Below are 26,223 nucleotides of genomic sequence, written 5' to 3'. Positions count from 1 at the left end.
AAGCGACACCAACCAGAGGAGAAGAAAATGGGATTTCATAACATGTTCAGCGCAACCCTTCCGCGAAGGGCCTTGCTTGGATTGGCGCTCACGACTGCATTGACCGCCAACGCGACTTTCGCATGGGCGGACGCAATCACGCTGAAGGTTGCATTCAGCGCCGACTATTTCATGAGCAGCCCGGATCTGGCCAAAAAGTGGTTCGGCGAAATCAGGGACGGCTTTGAAAAGGCGAATCCCGACGTCAAGGTCGAGCTGGTTCCGATCCAGGGCGGCTATGATGACTTCCTGACCAAGCTCAGCTTGATGTATACAGACCCGGGCGCTCTTCCTGATGTGGCAGAGGTCCCGGCACCGGAACTCGGTCAGTGGGTAGCCTCTGATCTTCTCGCCCCGCTTGACGATCAACTCGCCAAGACCGACTGGTGGTCGCAGTATGTAGAGCCGGTCAAGAAAGAGGGCACGGTAGACGGTAAGGTCTATGCGGTCAGCCAGGGCGTCAACACCAACGCTTTGCTTTACGACAAGACCATCTTCGCCAAGGCTAATCTTCCAGGCGATTGGAAGCCCAAGAGCTGGAATGATATTCTGGATGCCGCCAGAGCGATCAAGAAGTCCGACCCGAACGTCTGGCCGCTCTGGGTACTCACGGGAACGGCTCAGGGCACACAGGGCGTTGTCCTGGGCGCCCTTAATTTCATGTACGGCTCCAGCGATCCGGAATTCTATAATCAGAAGGACGACAAGTGGGTCGTCGACGGCAAGGGCATTCGTGAGGTCCTCGATTTCTATCGCACGGCTTCTGCCGAAGGCCTTCTCGCTCCGGCCTCGCAAATCCTGAATGCCAACGGCCCAGGCATCGTGGCGCCGTTCCTGCCGAAGCACCAGATCGGCATCACGCTTGGAGGCAACTATGTCCCGCAGATCTGGAACAATGTGATCTGCGGTCCCTGCTGGCCCGAAGGCGTGAAGGACATCGGCATCGCGCCGCTTCCAACCTCGCAAGGTCAGGCGCCTGGTACCGCCACCGCCTTTTCCGGCTGGAGCATGGTGATGGCCAAGGCTTCCCCGCACCCGGACCTTGCGTGGAAACTGGTCAACTTCATGTTCCAGAAAGACTATGCTCTGGAGGTCGGCAATTATGGTGGTCTTGTTCCGGCGATTCCTGCCTACGTCAATGAAAAGGCTTACATCGACTTTGCCCCGTCGACGCAAAAGGAATTCGCGGATCTGCTCCCAATTGCGAAGAGCGCCCCTTCCAACGCCGGCTACAAGGTCTGGTCGTTCGCCATCGCGCAGGCAACCGAGACTCTCGTTCTCCACCCGGACACGAGCCTCGATCAGGCTGTCAAATCCATGAAGGACTATGTCGCCGGTCAGCTCGGCGATGACAAGGTCGAAGTACGCAACTAGCCTCGGGCTGCGACAGCCCATCTCGGGAGCATCTCCAATGGTCGATCTGCCTCACAATTCCGCCACGACGACTTTGGACGCTCTCGCAGCGCAGCTCGGAGCGCGGCTGGACAAGCCGCGCTTCAAGTCCTCGAGCTTGTTGCTCCTGTTCCCTGCAGCAGCATTGCTGATTGGTCTGTTTATCTATCCGGTGGGCTATTCGGTGTATCTCGGCTTCACCAATCTGCAGCTCATTGGCCCAAACTCAATTCACTACCGCTTCACCGGGTTACAAAACGTCTACTTCCTCCTGTCGGACCAGATTTTCTATCGGTCGATTTGGTTGACGCTGGTTTTCGTCGTCGGATCCGGAGCCGTCGGAACTACGATCTTGGGGCTAGTGATAGCCTTGGCCTTACAAAGTGCTCTCACGTCCGTCCGCGTGGTCGTGAGCAGCCTGGCGATCGTCGCGTGGACCCTCCCGCCGGCGGCGATCGCCATCATTTGGTACGCTGCCACGACACAGGGCGGTGTATTCCCGGTATTGTTCGGATATCCCCACGCAGACGTACTTTATGATCACGCCATGTTGGTCGTTTCCCTAGCCAATACCTGGTCGCTCGCCGGCCTGGCCGCGATCATTTTCTCGGCCGCGCTACGCAACGTTCCCCAAGAGATGCTTGAAGCTGCGAAACTTGAGGACGCCAATGCCTACCAACGCCTTACGCGTCTGACGCTGCCGATCCTGAAGCCCACGATCCTGACTTCAGCTCTGTTAATGACGCTGCTGTCTTTTGGTAATTTCACCCTCATCTACCTGATGACACAAGGAGGACCTAGCGGGGATTCGAATATATTGCCGGTGTATTCTTATCTGCAGGGCTTCACTTTCAAGAAGCTGGGATATGCGGCCCTGCTGGGTGACGTTATTGTCCTGATCTCTGGCGTTCTCGGCGTTGCCTATGTGTGGCTGGCGCAGTCCCGAAGCCGGGGGCGCTCGCCGAAATCCACTTCACTCTGATCCCTTTGTTCAGATCGGATAGCCAATATGTCCACCACAGCACGTCCGAACGTGATGCCCCAGATGCCTTCGACGGCGCCGATCCGCACCAAACGCTGGAGCCTGACGAAGGTCATCAGCAACGCTACGTTGCTCGTGATTGGCGCCTTCTTCCTTCTGCCTATGTTGTGGTTGTTTGCAGCGTCCGTCGACTCCAACGCGTCTTGGCAGCTCAAGCTTCCAGATATGACAATGAAAAATTATGCTCTGGCGCTGCAGCCGGATTACACCGGGGCGCTGATCAACAGCCTGATCCTGTCATTGATCGCGACGGTGGTTGCCACAGTTGCTGCATTCATGGCCGCGTACTCCTTCTCACGTCAGCATGTTCCGTGGAAGGGACCGATACTGTTGGCGATACTCTTCCTTTCAGGAGTTCCAATCTCGATCCTGATTGTTCCGATATACAAGATGTTCAGCTATTTCGGATGGCTTTCAATTCTTCCAACCGCTGTCTTGCTGGGGGTCACGGCATTGCCGTTCGAAATATATCTCATCAAGAATGCGGTGGATGCCATTCCGCTGGACCTAGAAGAGGCTGCTCACATCGAGAAGGCCAGCACCTGGAAGATCCTCAGCAGGATTGTCATCCCGCTGACCATGCCTGGCATTGCTTCCGCGGCAATCTTCGGCTTCGTCAACGCTTGGGGAAACTTCCTGATTCCGCTCGTGTTGATCACTCGGGCCGCCGAGCAGCCCGGGCCGGTGCGGATGTATGGGTTCATGAATTCCGTAGCCATCAACTATGGCGCGGTGGCCGCGTTTTCGATCCTGTACTCGCTGCCCGTCGTCATACTCTACCTTTTGATGTCGCGCTCGTTCCGGGCTGGTTTTGCTCTCAGCGGTGCCGTTCGCTGACACCTAACTCATGTCGACCAAAAGTCCCCGGTTTGGGAGACGATATGCAAATCGCGCCTCGCCAGCGCAGGGACGGATCAATGCGGAATTTCGGTCGGCACGAAAGGCGCCTTTTCCATACGTTTCATCGGTTACTCGCGGGTTTTTTTGCTTTGGCATTCGGCTTCGCCTTCGGGGCAGGCGGCGTTCGCGCTAGCCTATTCATCAACCTTCGAGATCGGCCAATCCTACGACTTTAATTCCCGCGCGGGGATCACCGCTATAACGTTTTTCCGTGGGATTGGCCCGCAAAGCCGAGGAGGTGCCTGCTATTGAGTGGCCACACTAACTACGAGGCCTCCCACGCCCGCCGTCTTCATCCGCCGTTGTCATATACCTTCATGCCGTGGTCTGTGCGGATGTGATCCGCAGCCTTCTCCGCAATCATGATCGCGACGCCGTTGGTGTTGCCCGAAACCAGGTTCGGGCCGACGGAATTGTCGCAGACCCGGAGACCCTCGATCCCGTGCACCTTCAAATCCGCAGCGACGACAGCCATGTCGTCGCGCCCTATCTTGCAGGTCCCCATCGGGTGCAACGCAGCGTGAGCTTGCTTTCGCACATATGCACGAACGTCCTGGCGGCTACGGACGTTGCCGGGTGCATATTCGCGCGCCAGATGCTTGGCGATGACAGGTTGGGACATGATCTCGCGCCCGAACTCAACACCCTCGCACATAACATCAACGTCGTACTCTTCGTTGAGATAGTTTGGCTGGATGTAGGGCAGGCCGAAGGGGTCATTGCTGCGAAGGCCAATCCAGCCCACGGACTTTGGTCTTGTCTGGCAGATGTTGAGGGTCGTTCCGTTGCCCCCGGGAACAGTGTCCACACCCTCCTCGATACCGGCGCCTGGCATGAAGCAGCATTGGAGGTCCGGTCGCTGCTCATTGAGCGACGAGCGAAAGAACGCGCCACCCTCCACGACATTGGCGGTGCAGGGCCCCCTGCGGAACAATAGGTACTCGAGTCCTGCCGCGGCCTGCCAATGCAGCTTCTTGTATTTATCGTAGCTGAAAGGGCCGTTCACTTCGTGAATGATGGATACTTCAATATGATCTTGCAGATTCTGCCCGACGCCTGGCAAATGATGTACCGGCTCCACACCGTTTTGTTTCAGGTGGTCGACACTGCCGAGGCCGGAGATCATCAAGAGCCTGGGTGTGTTGATGGCTCCCGCGGTTACAATGACCTCTCGATCTGCGTGCAGCAGCGTCCGTTTCCCGCCGAGCATGACCTCCACACCGGTGGCGCGCTTGCCTTCGAAGATGATGCGCAACACACGGGCGCCGGTTTGAACGGTAAGGGTTTTCCGCTTACGAGCCGGTTTCAGATAACTCACGGCCGTACTCCCGCGGCGCCCGTTGCGCGCATTGATCTGGTAGAGACCGCAGCCCTCCTGATGACCTGAATTGAAATCAGGGTTGAATGGCAAGCCCGCTTGCTGGCAGGCCTGCACCCACAGGCGGCTCATGGGGTGGGTAAATTCCTGATCGGAAACCGGCAAAGGGCCGTCCGTGCCGTGCAATTCGTTGGCGAAACGATCATTGGATTCGCATCGTTTGAAATAGGGAAGGACATCATTCCAGCCCCATCCTTCAGCTCCGGCCGCCTGCCATTGATCGTAGTCACGCGGCTGCCCGCGTAGATAGACCATGGCGTTGACCGAGCTGCCGCCCCCCAGAACCCGCGCTTGAACCATGGTTGGATTGGGATCGCCTCTATAGCTCAGGCCCGGAGTCCAAGGATAGCGCTCAACCAGATTGCCCTGGCCCGTCTTATAGTAGGTCACCGGCAAGTGAATCCAGGGACTCTTGTCCTCGGGCCCTTCTTCGAGCAAAAGCACTGAAACATCGGGATCTTCGCTCAACCGGGCAGCCAGGACACAACCGGATGATCCACCACCAATGATTATGAAGTGCGGCATATCTAGATCCTTATGACGGCGAGGAATCGGTTCCTCGCCATGCGTCGCGGTTTCCGTTCAGGGCAGTCTGCTTTGAATGGGGCCATGGCTGGCGGCGCTCGAGATCCCAAACTCCACTGCCGCGATGTGCTGCGCCACTCGCAGGGCTTGCGCGGCAATGGTCAGGGACGGGTTTATCGCACCTGAGGTCGGCATGAACGACGCATCGACGACGAAGAGATTGCGGTGGTCCCAAGACCGGCAAAAGGGATCGAGCGCGGAGTGCGTAGGATCCAGGCCCATTCGGATGGTGCCGCATTGAGCAGCCGTAAAATTGACCGGAAGCGTCTTCGCAAGCACCAGCGGAAACCCGATGTCGCGCAGAATCCCTTTGACCCGCTTGTTCAGACGCCTATGGCATTTCAAGTTGTTCGCCTGGACGGATATGTGCACGTCTCCATCCCGCAGCATCACACGGTTGTCCGCGTTCGGAAGGTCCTCGGACGTTGTCAGGATGTCGAAGCTGCGCTTCGTCAGGGCCCTGGCGACGGTCTGAGGCAGATGTTTGGCCCCGGCGACCAGCATGCCGGACCGCAATTTCCCCAGTGTCTGGACATTTCCCATCGGGAAGGGATACTCGGATTCGCCGTCGTAAAAATCGTTGAAGGCCAGCGTCTTTTGGAATTTGGTCGGGTTCTCCCGCATTGACACGGCCATCATCGTGGTCAGGTTGTGCGTCATGTAATGACGGCCGACGATGTCTGTGCTGTTGGCCAGTCCATTCGCGAACGCACCGCTCGCCGAGCGCATAAGGACCAGCGCCGAATTCACCGCGCCGGCAGACAGGACAAATATAGCGGCCGAAACCGTCTTGATATTACCCTGATGTTCGACCTCTACGGCGTTGATGGTGCGGCCATCATTGGCCAGCAGCAGGCGGCGCACGAAAGCACCGGTCCAAAGAGTAACACGACCCGTCTTGAGGGCCGGCTCGATGCACCGCGTCTCCGCGTCGTTCTTGCCGCCAACTGCGCAGGGGAACCCGTCACAGGTGCCGCACCGCACGCATTTGCCGCCCGGGTGCAGGTCAACGGCGACCGGGAGCGGGAAGGGGTGCAGACCCTTCGCACGCAGACGTTCTTCGATCCGGGCAACATAGGGTTCCGAACCAACGGCTCCATAGGGTAGCTGCTGGGAACGAGGCGGCTCCCACGGGTCGAGCGAAGGGTCACCGTGAATGCCGAAGAGATGTTCCGCCTCGACGTAGTAAGGCTCCACCTCGGCATAGGAAAAAGGCCAGGCCGGCGATACGCCCTCAGCGTGTTCGACGGCCTCGAAGTCGCGCTCGCGCAAGCGCATCATCACGGTGCCGAAAAACTTGGTCGATCCGCCAATGTTATACCAGCTGGAAGGGCGGAAGTTCTTGCCGGACCGATCCTTCCAGATCTCGAAAGGGCTGTACTTGCGCTCCTTGAAGACCTTGCCGACATTCCAGTTGTCGCCTTCACGCGGCACTGCCGCGCCCCGCTCCAGCAGCAGAACATTCAGCCCCAATTCCGCCAGCCGCCGCACCAGCGGACCGCCGCCGGCTCCGCTGCCGATGACGATAACGTCTGGTGAGGGTGGGTCCATGCGCATGCTTTTTTCCTGTGGAAGGGGAATGACGTTCACGCTTGCCAAGCATCATTGGCCAGGGAACGGACAGCGTTCGCCGCGCGAGCAAGCGAATCCCTTGTGAGGTCGCCGGCCTCGACCGATCGAACGATGAGCTCTGCAACCTCATCAACCTGAGGACCGGAGGCGAGAAGCAGAAGGTCGACACCGGCTTTCAGCGACGCAATTGCGACATCGGCCACGGTTCGGCCCCGCAATGTGCCCGGCAGATCAATGTCATCCGAAACGATGAGGCCTTTGAAATTGTGGGGCCCTCGCAACATGGCTACCACCTTGGCCGAGGTAGAGGAGGGTTCATCGGGATCAATAGCATCAACGGGTATGGGACCGGTCATGATTGCGCGCACGCCGGCCGCGATGGTCGCATCGAAGCAGCGCAGATTCGCTGCGAGTTCTTCCAACGATGCCGTCACAGTCACTGTGTCGCTGTCGAATGGATTGACCGGAACATGGGGATGACCGGGGAAATGCTTGGCCGTTGCGATCAAGCCTTCACTTTGCACTCCGCGGATGAAAGCGCTGGCGACACGACCCACGATGTGGGCGTCGGCGGAAAAGGTGCGATCGCGCAACCACGGATTTCTGCCGGTCACCAGATCAACAACCGGCGCCAGAAAGAAATTGACCCCGCAAAGCTTGGCCGCGCGCGCAGCTTCAGAACCGAAGGCCTTGATCTCTTCATCGCTCATTTCCAGCACATCACGGGGGTGCGCCAGCTGAGGCCCGAAGCGGTGCAAACGGTGCACGCCTCCGATTTCGTAGTCGACAGCGATCAGCACATCGCCAGCGAGAGCACGAGCGCGACCGGCATACGCCAAGAATTGCTCCCGGGTCTCGTGCAGCTGCCGTTCGGACGACATGCGGCGTGCCACATACTCCTCGCGCGTCGATCCGAGGAGCGAGGCGACGCCGCCTGACCGAAAGAAGGACGCGGAGTCCACAGTGAAATCGGCATCGCCGAAAGCCGGGAGCAACACGGCATAGGCATCGCGGTAAGTCTGATCCATCTTCACAACGGTCCTACAGTCTCTGTGCTTCGAGCGAACGCGCGTCGGCTTGGGCGACGCCTTTTTCGGCGGCAGACCGATTTCGGAGAAGGTCGGCAGCCTTCTCGCCAATCATGATGGCGACCGAATTGAGGTTCCCCGAGATGACGTCCGGCATCACCGACGCGTCCGCGATCCTGAGCCCTTCCACGCCGTGGACGCGCAATTGCGGATCGACCACCGCCATGGAATCTCGTCCCATACGGCAAGTGCCGCAAGGATGCAGGCCAGGATGGGCCTGCGAGCGTACGAACGCGTCCAACTCCGCTGTGGTCGAGAGAGGCCTGGGTGGAATGTGTCCTTGTTCTACGTATCGGGACAGCACCGACTGCTTCATAATGTCCTGAACGAGGCGAGCTCCATCTGCGAGACAGCGAATGTCATCTCGATGCGTTAGATAGTTGGGGACAATTCGCGGCGGTTGGTTCTCATCGTCGCCTGCCAATTCGACAAACCCGCGCGACTTTGGCCTTGTCTGCGAAACGCTGATCGTGCAGCCGTTGCCACCAGGGACCGTGTCGACGCCTTCCTCAACACCGGCGCCGGCGAGAAAAAAGAGTTGGATGTCTGGATTAGTCGTTCCGTTCGAACTCCACCAGAAGCCTCCGGCTTCCGCGACGTTGGACGTCACCGGTCCATTTTTGAACAGCAGATACTCAAGGCCGGCCTTAGCCGCCCACCATGGCTTTTTGTATTTGTCGTAACTGTAGGGGCCGCTCAAGCTGTAAACGAGCGACATTTCCATGTGGTCCTGATAATTCTGCCCAACCCCGGGAAGGTCGCAAACGACCGGAACGCCGTGAGCTCCAAGATGGTCAGCAGGGCCCACTCCCGACAGCATTAGCACGTGTGGGGTCGCGATCGCGCCTGCCGACAAGATGACCTCATGCTCGGCCATGAGGCGGTGGCGCGTACCGCGCTCTACAAACTCGACCCCGACGGCGCGCTGTCCTTCGAACAGAATGCGACGAACCTGGCACTTCGTCCTTAGGTCGAAGTTGGGCCGACCCATCGCGGGGCGGATATAGGCAACCGCAGCGGAAGAGCGCCGCCCATCCCGGGTGGTGACCTGGTAAAGCCCAACCCCCGATTGGTCGCCTGAATTGAAATCGGAATTGTATGGCAATCCTGCCTGCTGGCAGGCCTGAAGCCACACCCTCGTCAGGGGATGTATGTATCGGGCATCCGACACACCGAGTGGTCCCTGGCTGTTATGCGCGTGCCCATGAAAACGGTTGTTTCCCTCGGCGCGTTTGAAGTATGGGAGAACATCCGCGTAACCCCAGCCGTCGGCACCGCTTGCGGCCCATCCGTCATAGTCGTCGGGCACACCGCGAACGTAGAGCATCGCGTTAACCGAACTGCCACCGCCAAGCACGCGCGCCTGGATCATCGTCGGGCTCTCGGCCGGTGCCTGCTCCGGGCTGCGTTCGTAGGAATATCGCGACAGAAGCGGACCTTTACACACCTTGTAGTAGGTGACCGGGAGATGGATCCATGGGTTGCGATCCGCCGGTCCCTGCTCGAAGAGCGTGACATGCGTGTCCGCATCTTCCGTCAATCGACCGGCCAGCGTGCAGCCGGTGGAGCCGCCACCCACGATGATGTAGTCGGGACGCCGTCTCATGTCAGCGCAGCCATTGGTGAAGCGAGGTCAAGGTCAATGGGACTGTCTTTTCTCAGGGGGCGAGGATCGATCGGCATGGTGTTTGTCACCATCAAGAAACGGGAAAGGGAACCCAGGACTTCAGCGACGAGGACTTGACGCAGACCTCGGATAGCAGCACCCCGCGCAGCCCTTCGTGTATGTCCGTAAGCGGAACGGGAAGTGCCTCACGCCAGTTGCTGCCGGCTTCCAGGGCTGTCGCGTAGTCCGAATAGAGTACCGCCAGCGCTTCGAAATAGGCTTCGGGATTGCCGGCAGGCAGGCTGATCGAGCTCGCTGCATCTGCGGTCATGTCCCTGTGTCCGCGCCGATAAATCAGGTCAGCCTCGCCGAGACGGGAAACATGGAGTGTCTCCGGTGCCTCTTGCTGCCACTCAATGGTTGCCTTCGTGCCAACTATCTTGAAACGCAAACCATTGCGGTGCCCGGGCGCGGCGAGGGCAGCCCACAACAGCCCATTGGCCCCGCCGTCGAACTCCATCTGCACCACATCGGTATCGTCGAGACCAAACGAATCGATGGTTTGCATCAGCTTGGCGCTAAGCGCAGTGCATCGCTGCCCTGACAGGAACTCAAGAATGTTGAAGGCGTGTGTCCCGATGTCTCCAAGTGCACCGGTCAGGCCTGCCTTTGCCGGATCACCACGCCAAACAGCGCCTTTGCCAAGGCTTGAGGGACCGTTGGCGAGCCATTCCAGCAGATACTCGACATACATGAACCGGATCTGCCCGATTTCTCCCGCACGGATGCGCGCACGGGCATCGCGGACCATCGGGTAACCCGTGTAGGTGTAGGTCACGGCGAAGAACGTGTTATTCGCCGCTGCCAGTCTTTGAAGTTCCCGAGCCTCGTCCGACGAATTGACGAGCGGCTTGTCGCATATGACCGGGATGCCTGCCTCGAGAAACAGCTTGCACGGCTCAAAATGCAAATAATTGGGCGTCACGACGATCGCAACATCTATGGCGTCGTCTCGCGCCGCCTCGGCTGACGCCATGTCCCGGAAGTTCAGGTAATTCCGGTCTGCTGATATACCCAAGGCCTCTCCCGCCTCCAGGCAGGTCTGCGGGTCGGAGGAAAATGCCCCCGCCACGAGGTCGAAACGGTTTGCGAGGCGTATGGCCGCCCTGTGGATACCTGCGAAAAAAGACCCACGGCCGCCTCCCACCATTCCAGCGCGGAAACGGCGCTTGCGCGGAATGTCGCTCGTCAACAAGCCCATAGACATCTCCTCCTTCAGCATCGGTCTGAAAACCTGATCGATGCTGCCTTCTGGTCGAGCTGGCCTGTTCCAGAACTCTGCGCATCCTTTCACGCACCAAAATGGCCAGCAATTTCGCAGGCACGAAATGACTGACGCAAATTGAAGCAATCGGGCCATCAGCACGGCATGGGCGCCGTGGTCCGGCCCGCGTCGGTCGTGCCGTTGCTGAAACGGCGACGACTAATTCCACGACCGCGGTGTCGAAAGGGTGCCGCCTAGGCACCCGTCTTCCGATTGGCCAAGATGATGTCAGCTCCCTTCATCGCGATCATCGCCGTCGGGGTGTTGGTGTTTCCCGAAACGATGAGGGGCATAACGGATGCATCCACAACACGAAGCCCATCGACGCCCAAGAAGCGAAGGGACGCATCGACCACGGACTGCCTGTCTGCCACTTTGCCCATCCTGGCCGTGCCCACCGGATGAAAAATCGTCGTTCCTATGTCACCAGCTGCCTTGGCGAGGGCTGCAGCATCCTCGCCGACAGAGGGTCCAGGCAGATATTCTTCAGGATGGAGGTGGCTCAGGGCATTCTGTTTCATCAGCCGCCGCGTGACGCGTATCGCATCGGCGGCCACCTGACGATCTTCGTCCGTGCTCAGATAGTTGGGTTTGATCAACGGAGGCTTCGTCGGGTCAGGCGACGTTATCTTGACGTTGCCGCGCGAAGTTGGGCGCAGATTACATGCTGCGACCGTGATGGCCGAGAAACGGTGCAGCGGGTCACCGAATTTATCCAGCGAAAGCGGCTGCACATGGAACTCGATGTTGGCACGAACCTGCGTCGGATCCGAGCGCGTGAAGATGCCGAGTTGAGACGGCGCCATAGTCAGCGGACCTCGCCGGCGGACCGCGTAGTCCAGCCCCATCAACGCCTTCTGGAACAGGGAGTGATAGGTGTCGTTGAGAGTTCGCGCCCCGCGGACCTTATAGATTGCGCGCTGCTGAAGATGGTCCTGCAGGTTTTGCCCAACGCCTGGCCGATCGATGATGCAGTCGATGCCGGCCTCTTGAAGCCACTTGCCCGGTCCGATGCCGGAGCGATGCAGGATCTGAACCGAGCCGATTGCTCCGGCGCTCAGGATTATTTCGCCGCGCGCGTGGGCCACGTGCTGCGACCCGTCCGGGCGGCGAAAGCGGATCCCGTTGGCGCGATTGTCCTTTATCAGCAGCCGGTCGACGAGGACATCGGTTGCAAGCTCCAGATTAACCCTGCCGAGCGCTGGTTTGAGAAAGCCCCTCGCGGACGACCAGCGGCGGCCCCGCTTCTGGTTCACGTGGAAATAGCCCGCGCCTTCATTGTCGCCGGTGTTGAAGTCGTCGGATCTGGGTATCCCCATTTCGATCGCAGCATCGCGCACGGCGTCGAGGATTGGCCATGAAAGCCGCGGAGCCTCTACGCGCCAGCCTCCGCCGACACCGTGATGCGGCCCATTGCCCAAGAAGTGGTCCTCAAGCCGGCGAAACACGGGAAGCACATCGCTCCAGCCCCAGCCAGGCAAGCCGAGATCCCGCCATGTGTCATAGTCCTCGGCCTGTCCGCGCATCGCGATCATTGCGTTGATCGCCGATGACCCGCCAATGACCTTTCCACGCGGATAGGCAAGGGTCCGGCCATTCAGTCCTGGCTCGGCCTCGGTGCGAAACATCCAATCCGATTTTGGATTGCCGATCGCGAAAAGATATCCGACTGGTATGTGAAACCAGATCCAGTTGTCTCGCCCTCCGGCCTCGAGAAGAAGAACCCGGTTCGACGGGTCTTCCGAAAGCCGGTTTGCCAGAATGCATCCGGCTGTCCCAGCTCCTACGATAATGTAGTCGTAGGCTTCCTGCATCCTGAACCTCCTCCAGTGTTCTACCAGACGCGATGCGCGCTGCTTGGACGCGAAAGCATGCCCAAGGATTTGACCGGCTTATGCAATAAAAGGCTCTGGAAAATGGTTTGGGGTGACATTGCCCGAGGCCAGACCGTTAAGGGCAAGTTGGTTAGGCTTGCTTAGGATGCAGTTCGATCGCCATCCAGATGCAGTCCTCGTCCGTCCAGCCTCTGTGCCAGGGATAGATATAGTTTCGCCTTCCCGTTACCCTCACGATCGGGTCATGAGTATCGCCCGGCGCGGTTGAAATCTCGCGATACAACTCGGCTCCTGCCTGGTCCTTGAAAATCTGGATGCGGCCGAGACCGAAGATTTGAGTGTGTATCTCCAGGAAGGAGTGCGTGTTGTGAATGACCGCATCCGTCCGAGCAGGCGCCCACCAGAGATTGAGCTGGATATCGTACCGTTCCGTTTCGTCGACCGGTTCCGGGTGATTGGAGAACCGCCACGGATTGAGTGTCACCTCGCCAACGATGTCGTGCCTGGAGATGTAAAGGGGCGTGGTACGAGGAAAATCCGCCATGCGGTTGCCGAACCAATCCCAGCCGTCAAACATGACGCCGCCGAGGTTGGTTGGGTCCGGAACGTCGACGATCGATACCCGTTCCGCTCCGGCGATTCTGCCGCCCCTCATGATCGTCGACTTCCACGGTGGGATGACACCGGGCACATCGCCGCCAACGATCATTGCCCGATTGGAAAGATTGGTTACCACGCCGTGAGCAGCATAATCGCGCACGTTTTCTACCAGGTGCGCCCGAACGTATTTCCCGTCGAAGGAAAGCGGGCGGCTGCGATTTTCTTCGTTCATTTCCTACTCCAAAAAGCCAAACGGTACCGGGAGCCAAGCCCATGGAATCGGGAAGCAAAGTTCTCTGCTCCATCGGTGCGCAGATCGCTTAAATGCCGGCGCGCGGGTATCCTACCAACCATGTCAGAACACTGGATTTTCACAACATTGGGGGAGGCCGAAGCCAATCACAATTTCGCATCGTTCCAATACTTGGCGCAAAGTGACGCATCGCTTCGAGCACTTGCCGACGACGCGAGGATGCAGCGCAATGTCACAGGTTGTGCGATAGAGGGGCGGGCAGGGCCGCCGACGTTCCAAAAAGCCCGTCGCGGCAGAATTGACGACATACATTCTCCCCACGCCAAGCTGCGTCAAAAATGATCGATTTGCGAAATTGTGTCGCCCTTCCGGGTCGAGGAACCTGTCAAAGCGAGCTAGCATGTCCGGTGGACGATCTGCTTTTCGCCGCAAGTTCCTTCGCGCAGAAAGTCGACAATGATGCCCCAGGCCGAAAACGCCCTGATATTCAACACGACCGCCGCCAAGCATGCGACGCTCGCCATCGAGGTCGACGTGGCTCGCTACGCTGGGTTCAAGGGAATTGAGACGACGGCTGCCAAGGTCCAAAGCTACCTGAATGCGGATCATTCTGTTGCTGATCTCAAAGCGGCTCTCAGCGGACTTCCCGTTTACGGGATCGGCACGGTGCTGGACATCGAGCGCCATGGCGACGACGCGCGGTCGTTGATTTCGGACGCCCGCGCCATTTTTGAACTTGCACATCATGTCGGTGCAGGCGGTGTGCAAGTCATTACTGGCCCGCTAGACCATCTTGAAGTCGCGCGTTTCAGGGAAGCTAAGCCGAAGGCGGGCTACAGGGGCGTGCTCGATTACAAGGAAGAAGAGCGTATCGAGATCACCGCGGGAAATCTGAAGATGCTCGCCGAGATCGCGCGGGAGTTCGACCTGATCGTATATCTTGAGGCCCTCGCTTGGTCTCCCCTCAACTCGTTGGCGCATCAAGTCACGCTGCTGAGGAAAGCAAACCAGGATAATCTCAAAATGGTCGTAGACTATTGGCATTGCTATGCATCGGGGGACCATCCTGAGGACCTCGCCAGGATCGACGGCAACCTAATCTATGGAGTCCACGTTTGCGACTCCTTGCCATTTACTGGCGGTGTTCCGAACGAATCGGTGCTACGCGACATACCGACGGGCGAGGGCGTTCTTGACCTCAAGGCCTGGACCGACGCCGTCAAGGCCACTGGATACACGGGCTGGTGGTGCTCTGAGACTTTCTGTCGGAAGCTTCAGCAGGAAAATAGCTATGACGTCGCCAGCCAAATGAGGGCGCAACTGGCAAGCCTTATATTGAGCTAGCCAGTAAGCTGCGATTCGGGCCAGATGCCTGGAGTGGCGGCAGCATTGGCGCCGTCTGCGAGTTTTCAATATTGCTGATGGTATCGGCTGTCACGTAACCGATTGATCTTATTGACCAAGTGGCAAACAAGCGAGCTGTCGTAAACCCACCGAAAGGCGCACGCGTCCGGCTGGTCGTCCACCTTCACGTGTCGAAGTCCGATGCCGTGCCGGCGGCAGATCTGTTTGTCCCAGCCTTCCATACCGCGTGTGGCGGGGACGCTTCGCCGGAACAATGCCATGTCGAGCATCGCGCGGCCGTTCTACTGATGCCGGGGGCGGAAATGTGACCCTGGTTTGGATGTATCGTGGTTGCGCCGATCGCAGCTATGCGGATTGCGGGAGACCCCGAGGCGCTCCGCGCACAGGAACTGTTGTTCCATATCTCCACGAATTCCATAGGCAGGATCCCGGCTGCCTCGCAGTGCTCGGGGTCCAGTGTTATCGAACCATGGTAATTGAGGTTCGCTTCGGTGACGTGGATGCCGTGCAGTTTGCCGGCGACTATTTTTCGCATTGGTCCCGTTGTCCCTATCGATCGTACAAGATCAGTCTTGCCGTCCTATTGGCGGCGGGGTCGCCCCGCTAGAGCGGGATGAATTGAGCCTGAATCGACGGCGGATTCCCTTGGGCAGGCAAATCTGATTCAACATGCTGGCTGGGCAAGGAGGCCAGCATGGATGGGCAAGCCTTATTCGATGGATCTTCGCGAACGGGTTGTTGCGTCGGTTGAGCGGGAGGGGCTGTCGCGGCGGCAGGCGGCAGTGCGCTTTGGGGTTGGTATCAGTACCGTCATCAGATGGGTAAGCCGCTTGCGCGAAACGAGCAGCCTTGCGCCCGGCAAGATGGGTGGGCACAGGCCGAAGAAGATTGCCGGTGAGCATCGGGACTGGCTTCTGGTGCGCTGCCGGGCCGCTGATTTCACGCTACGCGGACTGGTGGCCGAACTGGCCGAGCGCGGCCTGAAGGTCGATTACCGCTCGGTATGGGAGTTCGTCCACGCCGAGAAGCTCAGTCACAAAAAAAGACGCTGATCGCGGCTGAGCAGGATCGCCCCGATGTGGCGCACAGGCGGGCACAGTGGGCAAAGTATCAGGACCGCATCGATCCTTCCCGCCTGGTGTTCATCGACGAGACCTGGACCAAGACAAACATGGCGCCGCTCAGGGGATGGGCACCGCGCGGCGAGAGGATCAAAGCCAAGGTACCGCACGGCCATTGGGAAGACCATGACCTTCTTGGCGGCGCTACGCCACGACCGTGTCGATGCGCCATGGCTCATCGACGGACCAATCAACGGCGAGCGGTTCCAGCTCTATGTCGACAAGGTTCTCGTCCCACCCTCAAGCCCGGCGACATCGTCGTCATGGACAATCTCGGCTCGCACAAGAGCAAGGCCGTGCGCCGCGCCATCCGCTCGGCCGGCGCCAAGCTGTTTCTCCTGCCGAAATACTCGCCCGACCTGAACCCCATCGAGAAGCTCTTTGCAAAGCTCAAGCATTGGCTGCGCAAGGCGGCCAGGCGAACCATCGATGCAGTCTGCAATGCCATCGGACAAATCCTCGGCACCGTCAATTCAATCGAATGCAGGAATTACTTCATCGAGGCCGGGTATGCCCAACCTAAAGTCATCCCGCTCTAAATTCCGACGACGAGGGCGCCGCCGCTGAGACCCGCACCCGCCGCTGCCAGCAGGATTTTCTCGCCAGGCTGGAATGGCTCTGTCTGACTGGCCAGCGAGAGCGACAGCGGGATCGTTGCGGCGGAAGAGTTGCCGTATTCGGCGATCGTTTTGACGATCGCGTGGTCTGCAATGCCGAGGTTCCGCCCGACCGCATCGAAAATGCGGGCATTGGCCTGATGCGGCACAAACCGGCCGACATCCTGTGGTCGCACTCCGGCAGCGGCAAGCGCGCTTGTCGAGCAATCGGTCATCATCTCGACAGCCTTGGCGAACACTTCGCGGCCGTCGGTCATCGTCATGCGGGTTTGCCCCAAATCGAGGTTGCTATGGAAAGGGATGTTGCTTCCACCCGCCGGGATCTGGATCAGCCCGTAGCGCGAGCCGTCCGAATCCACCGAGGCACCGAGAATGCCCCGATCAGGGTCTTCGCACGGACCAATCACCAGGGCGCCGGCGGCATCAGCGAAAAGGACCGAGCTTGCGCGCTCGGCTGGGTTGATGCGGCGGCTGAGGATGTTGGCGGCGATGACCAGCGCTGGTTTGCCATGCAGGCGGGTGAATCCGTCCGCGAACATCAGCGCATAGATGAAGCCGGCGCAGGCGCCGGTTAGATCGACCGCGCCGGCGCGGCCAAGGCCGAGCTTGTGCGCGACCAGGGGTGCACTGGGCGGCAGAAGGTGGTCGGGCGTCGAGGTGGCAAGCAACAGCAGACCGATGTCGCGGCGGTCAATACCGGCGTTCGCCAGCGCCATGTCGCCCGCCTGCGCGGCCAGGCCAGACAGCGTATCCTCGTCCGTTGCCCAGAAGCGCGAACGAATTCCTGTACGCCGTTCGATCCAGCCAGGTTCGAGGCCGAGCTTGCTCTCGATCTCGGCATTCGCCACCTTGCGCCCAGGCGCGTGATGGCCAAATCCGAGAATGTACGACGACCTGCTCATGGCCTCGAACCGAAACGTGCGCCAGCCTCCTCGATGGCGTCATAGAGTCCGTCCAACTCGTCGCCAGTGATGCAATAGGGTGGAAGAAGATAGAGGACATTGCCGAGCGGGCGCACAAGCAGCCCCTGGTCGAGGAAGAAAGTCCGCAGCTTCGGGCCGATCTCGGCCAGATAGCCGGCCGAGCCGGCGCGCACGTCGAGCGCCGCGATCGTGCCTGTCGCCCGACAGTCAGTGAAGAAGGGATTGTCGCGAAAGCGCTGAAGCCCAGCGGCCTGCATCGCGCTCAAGGCCGCGACCCGCTCGGCCACCGGCTCGTCGCGCCAGATCTCGACATTGGCGAGCGCGGCGGCACAGGCTATCGGATTGGCGGTGTAGGAACTCGAGTGAAAGAAGGTCTTCTTCCGGTCCGTCGAAAAATGGGCCTGGAAGATGGCGTCGGTGGCAAGCGTGGCCGCCAGCGGGATGGCGCCGCCGGTCAGGCCCTTCGAGGTGCACAGGATATCCGGAGAGGCAGACGCCTGCTCGCAGGCGAACATGGTCCCGGTGCGCCCCCAGCCGGTCATCACTTCGTCGGCGATCAGCAGCGTGCCGGAGGCTTCGGCGATCTTTTTCAATTCGGTCAAAACCCAGGCCGGATACATCAGCATGCCGCCGGCGCCGAGCACGAGCGGCTCGACGATCAGTGCGGCTGCGCGCCGGTCGCGGCTGACGGCCTCGAAACGATCCAGCGTTTCCTGCTCGCGGCCGGCGGCCGGGAAGGGAATGGTGTCAACCTCGAACATCAAAGGTTCGTAGGCGGCGTTGAACACGCCACGGGCACCGACGCTCATCGTGCCGATAGTGTCGCCATGATAGCTGTGCTCCATGACGACGAGGCGCGAGCGCGGCGCGCCGGTGTTGCGGAAATAGCCGAGCGCCATCTTCAGTGCGACTTCCACGGAGGTCGAACCGCTGTCGGAATAGAACACCCAGTCGAGGCCGGACGGAGCGAGGCCGACAAGCGCCCTGGCTAGGCGTTCGGCCGGTTCATGCGTGAAGCCTGCAAAGATGATCTGGTCGAGGCTCGACGCGGTCGTCTCGATGGCCTTCATGATGCGGGGATGGCGGTGGCCATGCGTGACGACCCACCAGGAGGAAATGGCGTCCAGGATGCGTGTGCCGTCCGCCTTGTGGAGATAGGCGCCTTCCGTCAGGACGATTTCTGGGATCGTCGGCTCGAGCGCGTGCTGGGTGAAGGGGTGCCAAACTTGGGACTGCGGCATCATTCGCCTCCGGCAATCAGAGCGAGGTCGAAGCCGGCAACCATCGCTTCCCTCAGCGTCTCACTCGTCAGCGGATCAAGGTGCGGCAGCCTGCCGAGCTGCGGCACGCCGCCGAATTCCACAATTGTCTTTTGCGTGTCTGCCACCTCGTCGCCGATAAAAGCGACGCCGATGATTGGGATAGAGCGGGCCCGCAGAGCTTCGATTGAGAGGAGCGTGTGGTTGATTGTGCCGAGTGCGGTCCGGGCGCACAGTATGACCGGCAGCCGCCATTGCGTGAATATGTCAATGAACCTTGTCTGTCGGTTGAGTGGCACCATCAGCCCGCCAGCGCCTTCGATGACAAGCGGACCCGGCAAGGCTGGAAGCGAGAGCTTTGCCGCCTCGATCGCGACGCCATCGATTTCCGCTGAACGATGCGGCGACAGGGGCTTGCTCAAGCGGTAGACCTCCGGCAGGACGCGCCCCGGCGGCAGGCCGGCGAGCCGTTTAACGACCTCGCTGTCAGTCTCGTCGTCGAGGCCCGATTGAACCGGCTTCCAGTAGAAGCCGTCGAGCAGGCCGGCTAGCCCGGCCGAAAACACCGTCTTGCCAATTCCGGTATCTGTTCCGGTGATGACGATGCGCTTGGTCATGTCGAGGCCAACACTTCGACGAGCGCCTCGACCATGGCCGAAATGTCGGCTTCGTCGACGTTGAGCGTCAGCGAAATGCGCAGGCGCGACGTGCCCTCGGGCACGGTCGGCGGACGAATGCCGCGTATGTCGAAGCCGCGCGCCTGCAATGCAGCCGCCACCGCCATCGTGCGCCTGACATCGCCGATGACGAATGGCTGGATCTGCGAGCCGCTCGGCATCACGCCGCAGCGCTCGGCCAATTGGCGGCCCGCGAAGGCGATATTTTCATGCAGCCGAACACGGCGCATCGGCTCGTCGGACAGAATAGCGAGCGCTTCGCGCGCCGCGACCGCCATCAGCGGCGATGGCGCGGTGGCGTAGATGAATGGCCGGCAGCGGTTGACGAGATAGTCGCACAACGTTCGCGGTCCGGTGACGAGTGCGCCGGACGCGCCGAGCGCCTTGCCGCAAGTATGGAGCGCAATGATGTTGTTGCGGCCCTCGAACGCGGCGGCCAGCCCCCGGCCATCCGGTCCCCAGACACCGGTGGCATGCGCTTCGTCGACGACAATGAATGCCTCGTGCCGGTCGGCAAGCGCGATCAGGCTCTCCATCGGCGCGCGGTCGCCATCCATGCTGTAGAGGCTTTCGACCGCGATCCAGACGCGCCCCGTGCCGCCGCCGGCGCGCCAGTGCGTGATTGCATCCTCGACAGCGTTGACATCATTGTGGGCGGCGAGTTTGAACTGGGCGCGCCCGGCCTGCGCACCCTCATGCATGCTGGCATGCGCGAGTTCATCGAGGACCAGCAGGTCGCCCTTCTGCGGCAGCGCGGTCAGCAGAGCAAAGTTCGCGATGTAGCCGCTGCCGAAGAACAGCGCGCGGTCGGTCCCGAAGAACGCCGCTGCGTCCGCCTCCAATTGCTCATGCTCCGGCGCGTTGCCGCGCAACAGCCTCGACCCGGTGGCGCCGACCGGCGTGCCCCGCGCAATCGCCGCCGCAACCGCGTCGCCAAGTCTTTTGGAGGCAGCAAGCCCGAGATAGTCGTTCGACGAGAAGTCGAGCCCGGTGCGCGGCGACAGCGTCCGCAGCCGGTCCTTGCGCGCCAGCCCCTCCAAGGTCGCGTCATAGCGGGCAAGCGGTGCCCCGTTCATTGCGCCTCGAGTTCCATCGGCTCGATGCCGAGGCGCCGGAACAGAAGGGTATCCTTGTCCTCGCCGGGATTGTCCGCGGTCAGCAGCGTGTCGCCGACGAAGATCGAATTGGCGCCGGCGAAGAAGCACAGCGCCTGCATCTCGTCGGTCATGGCGGTGCGGCCGGCGGAAAGACGGACATGCGATTTCGGCATCATGATGCGCGCCAGGGCGATCACGCGCACGAATTCGATCGGCTCGATCGGCCTGGCTTCGGCCAGCGGGGTGCCGGCGATCGGGATCAGCATGTTGATCGGAACGCTTTGCGGATGCTCCGGCAGGTTGGCCAGCGTCACCAGCATGTCGATCCGGTCCACCGGCTCTTCGCCCATGCCGACAATGCCACCACAGCAGACTTTGATGCCGGATTGGCGTACCTGCTCGAGCGTCTCGAGCCTGTCGGCAAAGCTGCGCGTGCTGATGATCTCGTTGTAGTAGCGTTCCGACGTATCGATGTTGTGGTTGTAGTAGTCGAGGCCCGCTTGTTTCAGTCGCGCGGCCTGCCCAAGATCGAGCATGCCGAGCGTCATGCAGGTCTCCATGCCCAACGCCTTGACGCCTTCGACCATCGCCACCACCGCATCCATGTCGCGCGCCTTGGGATTTCGCCAGGCAGCACCCATGCAATAACGGGTGGCGCCGGCGTCGCGCGCCTTGGTCGCCTCGGCGATGACGCGCCTGACTTCCATCAGTTTCGACGCCTTCAGACCGGTTTCGTGATGCGCCGACTGGCTGCAATAGCCGCAATCCTCCGGGCAGCCGCCGGTCTTGATGCTGAGAAGCCGGCTGAGCTGGACCTTGTTGGGATCGAAATTCTGGCGGTGAACGGTTTGCGCCTGAAACAGCAGGTCATTGAAGGGCGCGTCATGCAGCGCCTGAGCTTCTTCCAGGGTCCATGTCCGGCTCCCGTCGACGGATTGAGTTTCAGGCATGGTCTTTTCCGAAATCGCTGCGTGCATTTCCATGCTGTTCCTTGCGTTGTGGCGATATAGGCGCCCTTGAAACTGGCAGACCGCGTCGAAAAGAGCCCGGTCGACTGCCTATGGTCAGCCCCGACGATCAAAGTTTAGGGTAGTCGAGACCGATATCGAGGATCGGTGCGCTGTGAGTCAACCAGCCGATGGAGATCAGATCGACACCGGTCGCTGCGATGGCCGGCGCCGTCGCGACGGTGATCCTGCCCGACGCCTCGGTGATCGCCCGGCCGCTAACCATCACCACCGCCTGGCGAAGCTCGTCGACCGACATGTTGTCGAGCAGGACGGCGTCGGGGGCGAGAGCCAGGACCTCTTCTAGCTGGGCCAGCGTATCGACCTCGACTTCGATCTTGACGAGATGGCCGACGCAGCTTCGCGCGCGCTCGACGGCGGGGCGAATGCCGCCGGCGATGGCGATGTGGTTATCCTTGATCAGGATCGCGTCGTCGAGGCCGAAGCGGTGATTGGATCCGCCACCGACGCGCACGGCGTATTTTTCGACCGCCCGCAATCCAGGCGTCGTCTTGCGCGTGCAGACGATGCTTGCGCCATGGCCGCGAACCGCTGCGACGACCGATGCCGTCGCCGTGGCGATGCCACTCAAATGGCAGAGAAAATTGAGTGCCGTCCGTTCGGCGGTGAGAATGGCCCGGGCCGGGCCAACCACTGATGCAATGATCTCTCCTTGCACGACCTCGCTGCCGTCCGCACGATGCACAGTCATCTCGACGTCCTGGTCGATGAGCCGGAAAGCGAGCATCGCCAGATCGAGCCCGGCGACAATTCCAGTCTGGCGCGCCGCCAGCACGGTCGTCACACGATGGCCTCGCGGCACGACGGCATCCGAGGTCACGTCGCCGGCCCTGCCGAGGTCTTCGAGCAGAGCTGCACGCACAAGGGGCTCGAGTATGATTGCGGGAAGTGGTGGGAGGTTTATCACGCGACGCTTTCCAGCATTGGGGAGGATCCGAATTCCCGCGCTGCGGCAATGGCCGCGTCGAGCGTAATTTGGGAACGGCGGGCGACGGCGGCATGATGCGGAAAGTCGGTCCGGGAATGAGCACCGCGGCTTTCCTGGCGCAGCAAGGCGGCAACCGCGATCATCAGCCCGACGGCAGCGGGATCGGACGCCGCATCGTGCCGCTGAACCAGCGGCAACAATGCGCGGACAGCTTCTTTCAACCCTTCGCTATCCCGCGTGACGCCGAGGGCACGTGACAGGAGAGGGCGCGCCGATCTTGGATCGGGCTGAGGTAGATCAGTTGCCGTCGCTCGCTTTCCACCGTCGCCGGATGACCCGGCGACGCTTTCGGCAACCCAGCGCGCGCAAACGACGGCCTCGGTCAGCGAGTTGCTCGCGAGCCGATTGGCGCCGTGCAGCCCGGTCGAGGCGACCTCTCCGCAAGCCCAAAGTCCCGGAACCGAAGTGCGCCCGGCCAGATCCACGGCGACACCACCCATGTGATAATGCTGCGCCGGCCGGATGGGAATGAGATCGCGCGCCGGATCGATGCCGGCCTTGCCGCAGGCTGATGCGATCGTCGGAAACTGCCGCGCGAACGTCGCGCCTGGCTTTTCGCGGACGTCGAGGAAGACGCGATGGCCGTCGGCAAGATGTCGCCAGACAGCGCGCGCGACGATGTCGCGCGGTGCGAATTCCGCACCTCGCACGCCGTCGAGAAAACGCCGGCCTGTCTCGTCGACGATTATGGCGCCTTCGCCGCGAACCGCCTCGCTGATGAGCGGCATCGGACGGCAGGGCCCGTCCAGCGCGGTCGGGTGGAACTGGATGAACTCTAGGTCGGCAAAAATTGCACCGGCGCGTGCGGCGAGTGCCAGGCCTTGACCGCAACTGCCGAGCGGGTTTGTGCTGTCGTGGAACAGGCCACCGATCCCGCCAGTGGCGAGAACGACCCGTCCCGTGGCGAGGAACACCGGGCCTGTCGAACAACTCGCCAACACCCCGGTGATCCTGCCATCCTCCACGACCAACCGGCGCGCTTCGAGCCCCTCAACGACCTCTATTGTCGGCGTCGAGCGGACGGCGGCGACCAGGGCACGCATGATCTCGCGCCCGCTGCCGTCGCCGCCGGCATGAACGATGCGCCGTCGGCTGTGCGCGGCCTCCAGTCCGAGACGCACCGTCCCTTCCGGCGTGCGGTCGAAGCGGACCCCGAAGCCGGCCAACGTCTCGATCGCGCCCGGCGCCGCATTGAGGATGCGGCTCGCCATCTCCCTGTCGCAAAGCCCATCGCCTGCGGCGAGCGTGTCGGCCAGGTGCAATGCTGGATCGTCGTCGTCACCGAGGCTTGCGGCGAGGCCGCCCTGTGCCCACGTGCTGGAGGCGTCAGCACCCAATGGCGTCCTGGACAGGAGAAGCACCGGCTCGGGCGCCAGGTGCAGGGCGGTCATCAGCCCGGCTATGCCGCCGCCGATGATCACCGGCCGGCCGGCGAGATGGTGGACGTCAATGCTCATACCGCCAGCATCCGCTCGACAGCCAGCCGCGCACGCCCGGCGATTTCGGGTGCGATGGTCACGACATGGCGGTTCTGCTCCAGCGCCGCACGGATGTTGGCGAGCGTAATCCGCTTCATATGCGGGCATAAATTACAGGGCCGGATGAACTCCACCTCGGGATGCTCGACCGCGACGTTGTCGCTCATCGAGCACTCGGTCATCAGCACGACGCGGGGCGGCTTTTGCCTTCCGACATAATCCGACATGGCGGCCGTCGAACCGGAGAAGTCAGCTTCCGCGACGACTTCCGGCGGGCACTCGGGATGCGCCAGCACCGTCACACCGGGATGGTTTTCGCGCAGTTCGCGGATGTCGGCCGGCGTAAAACGCTCATGCACCTCGCAATGCCCTTTCCAGGCGATGATCTCCACCTCGGTCTGGGCGGCGATGTTCTGGGCCAGATACTCATCCGGCAGCATGATCACCCGCGGAACACCCAGAGACTCCACCACGGCCTTCGCGTTGCCGGACGTACAGCAGATATCGGACTCGGCTTTCACTTCGGCCGACGTGTTGACGTAGGTGACGACCGGCACGCCCGGATAGCGTTGCCGCAGCAGCCGGACGTCCTCGGCCGTAATCGAATCTGCCAGCGAACAACCTGCTTGCAGGTCAGGAATGAGCACCGTTTTTTGCGGATTGAGCAGCTTCGCCGTCTCGGCCATGAAGTGGACGCCGGCCAGCACAATGACATCCGCTTCGGTCGCCATCGCCTTGCGGGCAAGCGCCAGACTGTCGCCGACAATGTCGGCAACGCAATGGAAGATCTCCGGTGTCTGATAGTTGTGCGCCAGGATAACGCCATTTCGCTGCCGCTTCAAATCGAGAATGGCCTCGATATCATCGGCGAATACCGGCCATTCGATCGGTGGGATGACTCGCCGCACCCGGTCGTAGAGCGCGGTCGTGCGCGTGGAGGTGTTGAGCATGCCTTGTCCTCATTATGCTCTTGTTGAGTATAATCAGGGTATATGCTTAACTTGAGCATATTGAATGTCAAGCGCGCGAAAGTGGCAATTTCGTCCCTGCGACAGTTCGTTCCGCCAAAACCGTTTGGCGAAAGCGGAAGCGTTTGGCCGGAGGCCCTCGTGTTTCCGACACCGTCTCGCCTGTTTCCTCGACCAGATCCTGCTGTTCGATGAGACGCCGGAAATTCTGCTTGTGGACGAGCCTGCCAGCGAGCGCTTCAACGGTGCGCTGCAGCTGCAGCAGCGTGAATGCCGGCGGCATCAGTTCGAAGACGACGGGGCGGTATTTGATCTTGGTTCGCAGCCTGGCGATTCCCGTCGCCAGAATACGGCGGTGGTCGGCGATCATCGTGCGGCCAGGGATGGATAGCGGGCTGCCATTGTCCGAGCGGCGTGTGGCTTCTGCTACCAGCGCGGCTTCATAGAGCAGTTCGTATCGCTGGAGGACGAGTTCCTCGTTCCAGTCGCGATCGTCGAGGCCGAAGGCATATGCCACGCGGTGCCGGCGATCACGGCGCATGTTCATATCTTCGGCTTCGTCGGCCCATGCCAAAAGTCGGGGCATGAGGATATCAGGCAGGATGTGCGGCATCCCCGCACGGTGATCTTCCCAGGGAAAATAGTCGTACCAGCCTTGCCAGCCATGTGTTGGAGACCTTTCGGCCTGCTCCTCCAGCGTCAAGCCGAGATAGCTGATCGAGATCTGCACGCGCTCGTCGCCGGTCCGATCACGGTCGGCGAAAGTATAAAGCTGCTCGATATAGCCCAGCGGGTGACCGGTCTGCCGCTCCACCCATGCCCTCAGGCCCGACTGCATGGAGCGATGGCCGAGCTCAAATGGACCGGATGGCAAAGCCCCCGCCTGCGCGACGGTCAGGACCCGTGGCTCACCATCGGCCACGGCAATGACAACGGCGATCAGATCCGCACTGACGACCTGGCTCGGGTTGTTCCCCGCAGCCTGCCTTGTCGCCTGGGTTGTCTTGTCTTGCATTGGGGTTCTATGGAATTCCGAAGATCGAGTCGCCCGAAGGGGCAAGCCGGGCGAAAGGTGACCGATGCTGGTT

Annotated in this window: 22 protein-coding genes and 1 pseudogene; 6 read left to right on the top strand and 17 right to left on the bottom strand. The window is 60.9% G+C overall.

The window, feature by feature from the left end; translation table 11 throughout:
- The first annotated feature begins 27 nt into the window (after nucleotides 1–27).
- Genes DBIPINDM_RS09615 through DBIPINDM_RS09605 form a run of 3 tightly spaced genes read left to right on the top strand, consistent with a single transcriptional unit; the run spans nucleotide 28 to nucleotide 3,310 of the window.
- On the top strand, nucleotides 28–1,413 hold the full coding sequence (locus tag DBIPINDM_RS09615) for an ABC transporter substrate-binding protein (RefSeq protein WP_258585502.1): 1,386 nt from the start codon (nucleotides 28–30) through the stop codon (nucleotides 1,411–1,413).
- Between the two features lie 37 nt (nucleotides 1,414–1,450).
- On the top strand, nucleotides 1,451–2,413 hold the full coding sequence (locus tag DBIPINDM_RS09610) for a carbohydrate ABC transporter permease (RefSeq protein ID WP_258585501.1): 963 nt from the start codon (nucleotides 1,451–1,453) through the stop codon (nucleotides 2,411–2,413).
- A 27-nt stretch (nucleotides 2,414–2,440) separates the two neighbouring features.
- Nucleotides 2,441–3,310 (top strand): carbohydrate ABC transporter permease, encoded by an 870-nt coding sequence (locus tag DBIPINDM_RS09605; protein WP_258585500.1) that lies wholly within the window; start codon nucleotides 2,441–2,443, stop codon nucleotides 3,308–3,310.
- A gap of 355 nt (nucleotides 3,311–3,665) precedes the next feature.
- On the opposite strand, the gene DBIPINDM_RS09600 is transcribed toward DBIPINDM_RS09605, so the two are convergent.
- The 7 genes from DBIPINDM_RS09600 to DBIPINDM_RS09570 all read right to left on the bottom strand — a co-directional run bounded on the left by DBIPINDM_RS09600 (nucleotide 3,666) and on the right by DBIPINDM_RS09570 (nucleotide 13,593).
- Nucleotides 3,666–5,276: a GMC family oxidoreductase gene (locus DBIPINDM_RS09600; protein WP_258585499.1), complete on the bottom strand. Its 1,611-nt coding sequence runs from the start codon at nucleotides 5,274–5,276 to the stop codon at nucleotides 3,666–3,668.
- Nucleotides 5,277–5,333: 57 nt separating this feature from the next.
- The gene (locus tag DBIPINDM_RS09595; protein WP_258585498.1) at nucleotides 5,334–6,893 is read right to left on the bottom strand and encodes a GMC family oxidoreductase; all 1,560 of its coding nucleotides are present in this window, start codon (nucleotides 6,891–6,893) and stop codon (nucleotides 5,334–5,336) included.
- Nucleotides 6,894–6,922: 29 nt separating this feature from the next.
- The gene (locus DBIPINDM_RS09590; RefSeq protein ID WP_258585497.1) at nucleotides 6,923–7,936 is read right to left on the bottom strand and encodes a glycoside hydrolase family 3 N-terminal domain-containing protein; all 1,014 of its coding nucleotides are present in this window, start codon (nucleotides 7,934–7,936) and stop codon (nucleotides 6,923–6,925) included.
- Nucleotides 7,937–7,949: 13 nt separating this feature from the next.
- Nucleotides 7,950–9,602, bottom strand: a complete 1,653-nt coding sequence (locus DBIPINDM_RS09585; protein WP_258585496.1) for a GMC family oxidoreductase — start codon at nucleotides 9,600–9,602, stop codon at nucleotides 7,950–7,952.
- Nucleotides 9,603–9,693: 91 nt separating this feature from the next.
- Nucleotides 9,694–10,863 carry a Gfo/Idh/MocA family protein gene (locus DBIPINDM_RS09580; RefSeq protein WP_258585495.1) on the bottom strand — a complete coding sequence of 390 codons (1,170 nt, stop codon included), beginning with the start codon at nucleotides 10,861–10,863 and terminating at the stop codon, nucleotides 9,694–9,696.
- Nucleotides 10,864–11,120: 257 nt separating this feature from the next.
- Entirely contained in the window at nucleotides 11,121–12,740 is a 1,620-nt protein-coding gene (locus tag DBIPINDM_RS09575; RefSeq protein ID WP_258585494.1) for a GMC family oxidoreductase, read from the bottom strand.
- Between the two features lie 151 nt (nucleotides 12,741–12,891).
- Nucleotides 12,892–13,593: a hypothetical protein gene (locus DBIPINDM_RS09570; RefSeq protein ID WP_258585493.1), complete on the bottom strand. Its 702-nt coding sequence runs from the start codon at nucleotides 13,591–13,593 to the stop codon at nucleotides 12,892–12,894.
- A 477-nt stretch (nucleotides 13,594–14,070) separates the two neighbouring features.
- Here DBIPINDM_RS09570 and DBIPINDM_RS09565 point away from each other — a divergent pair, with 477 nt between their 5' ends.
- Nucleotides 14,071–14,958, top strand: a complete 888-nt coding sequence (locus DBIPINDM_RS09565; RefSeq protein WP_258585492.1) for a sugar phosphate isomerase/epimerase family protein — start codon at nucleotides 14,071–14,073, stop codon at nucleotides 14,956–14,958.
- Between the two features lie 397 nt (nucleotides 14,959–15,355).
- On the opposite strand, the pseudogene DBIPINDM_RS09560 reads toward DBIPINDM_RS09565, so the two are convergent.
- Nucleotides 15,356–15,514: pseudogene (locus tag DBIPINDM_RS09560) on the bottom strand (aspartate 1-decarboxylase); the annotation flags it as partial.
- Between the two features lie 163 nt (nucleotides 15,515–15,677).
- Here DBIPINDM_RS09560 and DBIPINDM_RS09555 point away from each other — a divergent pair.
- Nucleotides 15,678–16,031 (top strand): transposase, encoded by a 354-nt coding sequence (locus tag DBIPINDM_RS09555; RefSeq protein WP_258585491.1) that lies wholly within the window; start codon nucleotides 15,678–15,680, stop codon nucleotides 16,029–16,031.
- 26 nt (nucleotides 16,032–16,057) lie between these two features.
- Nucleotides 16,058–16,639 carry an IS630 family transposase gene (locus tag DBIPINDM_RS09550; RefSeq protein WP_258585490.1) on the top strand — a complete coding sequence of 194 codons (582 nt, stop codon included), beginning with the start codon at nucleotides 16,058–16,060 and terminating at the stop codon, nucleotides 16,637–16,639.
- Here the strand turns inward: DBIPINDM_RS09550 and DBIPINDM_RS09545 are convergent.
- The 9 genes from DBIPINDM_RS09545 to DBIPINDM_RS09505 all read right to left on the bottom strand — a co-directional run bounded on the left by DBIPINDM_RS09545 (nucleotide 16,636) and on the right by DBIPINDM_RS09505 (nucleotide 26,150).
- Nucleotides 16,636–17,619: a beta-ketoacyl-ACP synthase III gene (locus DBIPINDM_RS09545; protein ID WP_258585489.1), complete on the bottom strand. Its 984-nt coding sequence runs from the start codon at nucleotides 17,617–17,619 to the stop codon at nucleotides 16,636–16,638. The genes DBIPINDM_RS09550 and DBIPINDM_RS09545 overlap by 4 nt on opposite strands.
- Nucleotides 17,616–18,881 (bottom strand): adenosylmethionine--8-amino-7-oxononanoate transaminase, encoded by a 1,266-nt coding sequence (locus DBIPINDM_RS09540; RefSeq protein WP_258585488.1) that lies wholly within the window; start codon nucleotides 18,879–18,881, stop codon nucleotides 17,616–17,618. The genes DBIPINDM_RS09545 and DBIPINDM_RS09540 overlap by 4 nt, the downstream gene beginning before the upstream one ends.
- Entirely contained in the window at nucleotides 18,881–19,516 is a 636-nt protein-coding gene (gene bioD / locus DBIPINDM_RS09535) for a dethiobiotin synthase (RefSeq protein WP_258585487.1), read from the bottom strand. The genes DBIPINDM_RS09540 and bioD overlap by 1 nt, the downstream gene beginning before the upstream one ends.
- The gene (locus tag DBIPINDM_RS09530; RefSeq protein WP_258585486.1) at nucleotides 19,513–20,652 is read right to left on the bottom strand and encodes an 8-amino-7-oxononanoate synthase; all 1,140 of its coding nucleotides are present in this window, start codon (nucleotides 20,650–20,652) and stop codon (nucleotides 19,513–19,515) included. Before DBIPINDM_RS09530 ends, bioD begins: the two co-directional genes overlap by 4 nt.
- Nucleotides 20,649–21,623, bottom strand: a complete 975-nt coding sequence (bioB, locus tag DBIPINDM_RS09525; RefSeq protein WP_258585485.1) for a biotin synthase BioB — start codon at nucleotides 21,621–21,623, stop codon at nucleotides 20,649–20,651. The genes DBIPINDM_RS09530 and bioB overlap by 4 nt, the downstream gene beginning before the upstream one ends.
- Nucleotides 21,624–21,750: 127 nt before the next feature.
- Nucleotides 21,751–22,605 carry a carboxylating nicotinate-nucleotide diphosphorylase gene (gene nadC / locus DBIPINDM_RS09520; RefSeq protein ID WP_258589236.1) on the bottom strand — a complete coding sequence of 285 codons (855 nt, stop codon included), beginning with the start codon at nucleotides 22,603–22,605 and terminating at the stop codon, nucleotides 21,751–21,753.
- Nucleotides 22,605–24,146, bottom strand: a complete 1,542-nt coding sequence (locus tag DBIPINDM_RS09515) for an L-aspartate oxidase (protein WP_258585484.1) — start codon at nucleotides 24,144–24,146, stop codon at nucleotides 22,605–22,607. The genes nadC and DBIPINDM_RS09515 overlap by 1 nt, the downstream gene beginning before the upstream one ends.
- Complete coding sequence (gene nadA / locus DBIPINDM_RS09510; protein WP_258585483.1) at nucleotides 24,143–25,117, bottom strand: quinolinate synthase NadA; 975 nt, start codon at nucleotides 25,115–25,117, stop codon at nucleotides 24,143–24,145. Before nadA ends, DBIPINDM_RS09515 begins: the two co-directional genes overlap by 4 nt.
- A gap of 67 nt (nucleotides 25,118–25,184) precedes the next feature.
- Nucleotides 25,185–26,150: an NUDIX hydrolase gene (locus DBIPINDM_RS09505; RefSeq protein ID WP_258585482.1), complete on the bottom strand. Its 966-nt coding sequence runs from the start codon at nucleotides 26,148–26,150 to the stop codon at nucleotides 25,185–25,187.
- Between the last annotated feature and the right edge of the window lie 73 nt (nucleotides 26,151–26,223).

This window comes from Mesorhizobium sp. AR02, assembly GCF_024746835.1.
Lineage (GTDB): Bacteria > Pseudomonadota > Alphaproteobacteria > Rhizobiales > Rhizobiaceae > Mesorhizobium.
Note: the sequence above shows the minus strand (reverse complement) of the source record. Positions and strands in the feature narration are given on the sequence as shown.

Bases quoted from the DNA above. Each gene is read 5' to 3' on its own strand.
- DBIPINDM_RS09615 (WP_258585502.1), top strand. From the start codon at position 28: ATGGGATTTCATAACATGTTCAGCGCAACCCTTCCGCGAAGGGCCTTG.
- DBIPINDM_RS09610 (WP_258585501.1), top strand. From the start codon at position 1,451: ATGGTCGATCTGCCTCACAATTCCGCCACGACGACTTTGGACGCTCTC.
- DBIPINDM_RS09605 (WP_258585500.1), top strand. From the start codon at position 2,441: ATGTCCACCACAGCACGTCCGAACGTGATGCCCCAGATGCCTTCGACG.
- DBIPINDM_RS09600 (WP_258585499.1), bottom strand. From the start codon at position 5,276: ATGCCGCACTTCATAATCATTGGTGGTGGATCATCCGGTTGTGTCCTG.
- DBIPINDM_RS09595 (WP_258585498.1), bottom strand. From the start codon at position 6,893: ATGCGCATGGACCCACCCTCACCAGACGTTATCGTCATCGGCAGCGGA.
- DBIPINDM_RS09590 (WP_258585497.1), bottom strand. From the start codon at position 7,936: ATGGATCAGACTTACCGCGATGCCTATGCCGTGTTGCTCCCGGCTTTC.
- DBIPINDM_RS09585 (WP_258585496.1), bottom strand. From the start codon at position 9,602: ATGAGACGGCGTCCCGACTACATCATCGTGGGTGGCGGCTCCACCGGC.
- DBIPINDM_RS09580 (WP_258585495.1), bottom strand. From the start codon at position 10,863: ATGGGCTTGTTGACGAGCGACATTCCGCGCAAGCGCCGTTTCCGCGCT.
- DBIPINDM_RS09575 (WP_258585494.1), bottom strand. From the start codon at position 12,740: ATGCAGGAAGCCTACGACTACATTATCGTAGGAGCTGGGACAGCCGGA.
- DBIPINDM_RS09570 (WP_258585493.1), bottom strand. From the start codon at position 13,593: ATGAACGAAGAAAATCGCAGCCGCCCGCTTTCCTTCGACGGGAAATAC.
- DBIPINDM_RS09565 (WP_258585492.1), top strand. From the start codon at position 14,071: ATGATGCCCCAGGCCGAAAACGCCCTGATATTCAACACGACCGCCGCC.
- DBIPINDM_RS09555 (WP_258585491.1), top strand. From the start codon at position 15,678: ATGGGCAAGCCTTATTCGATGGATCTTCGCGAACGGGTTGTTGCGTCG.
- DBIPINDM_RS09545 (WP_258585489.1), bottom strand. From the start codon at position 17,619: ATGAGCAGGTCGTCGTACATTCTCGGATTTGGCCATCACGCGCCTGGG.
- DBIPINDM_RS09540 (WP_258585488.1), bottom strand. From the start codon at position 18,881: ATGCCGCAGTCCCAAGTTTGGCACCCCTTCACCCAGCACGCGCTCGAG.
- bioD (WP_258585487.1), bottom strand. From the start codon at position 19,516: ATGACCAAGCGCATCGTCATCACCGGAACAGATACCGGAATTGGCAAG.
- DBIPINDM_RS09530 (WP_258585486.1), bottom strand. From the start codon at position 20,652: ATGAACGGGGCACCGCTTGCCCGCTATGACGCGACCTTGGAGGGGCTG.
- bioB (WP_258585485.1), bottom strand. From the start codon at position 21,623: ATGCCTGAAACTCAATCCGTCGACGGGAGCCGGACATGGACCCTGGAA.
- DBIPINDM_RS09515 (WP_258585484.1), bottom strand. From the start codon at position 24,146: ATGAGCATTGACGTCCACCATCTCGCCGGCCGGCCGGTGATCATCGGC.
- nadA (WP_258585483.1), bottom strand. From the start codon at position 25,117: ATGCTCAACACCTCCACGCGCACGACCGCGCTCTACGACCGGGTGCGG.
- DBIPINDM_RS09505 (WP_258585482.1), bottom strand. From the start codon at position 26,150: ATGCAAGACAAGACAACCCAGGCGACAAGGCAGGCTGCGGGGAACAAC.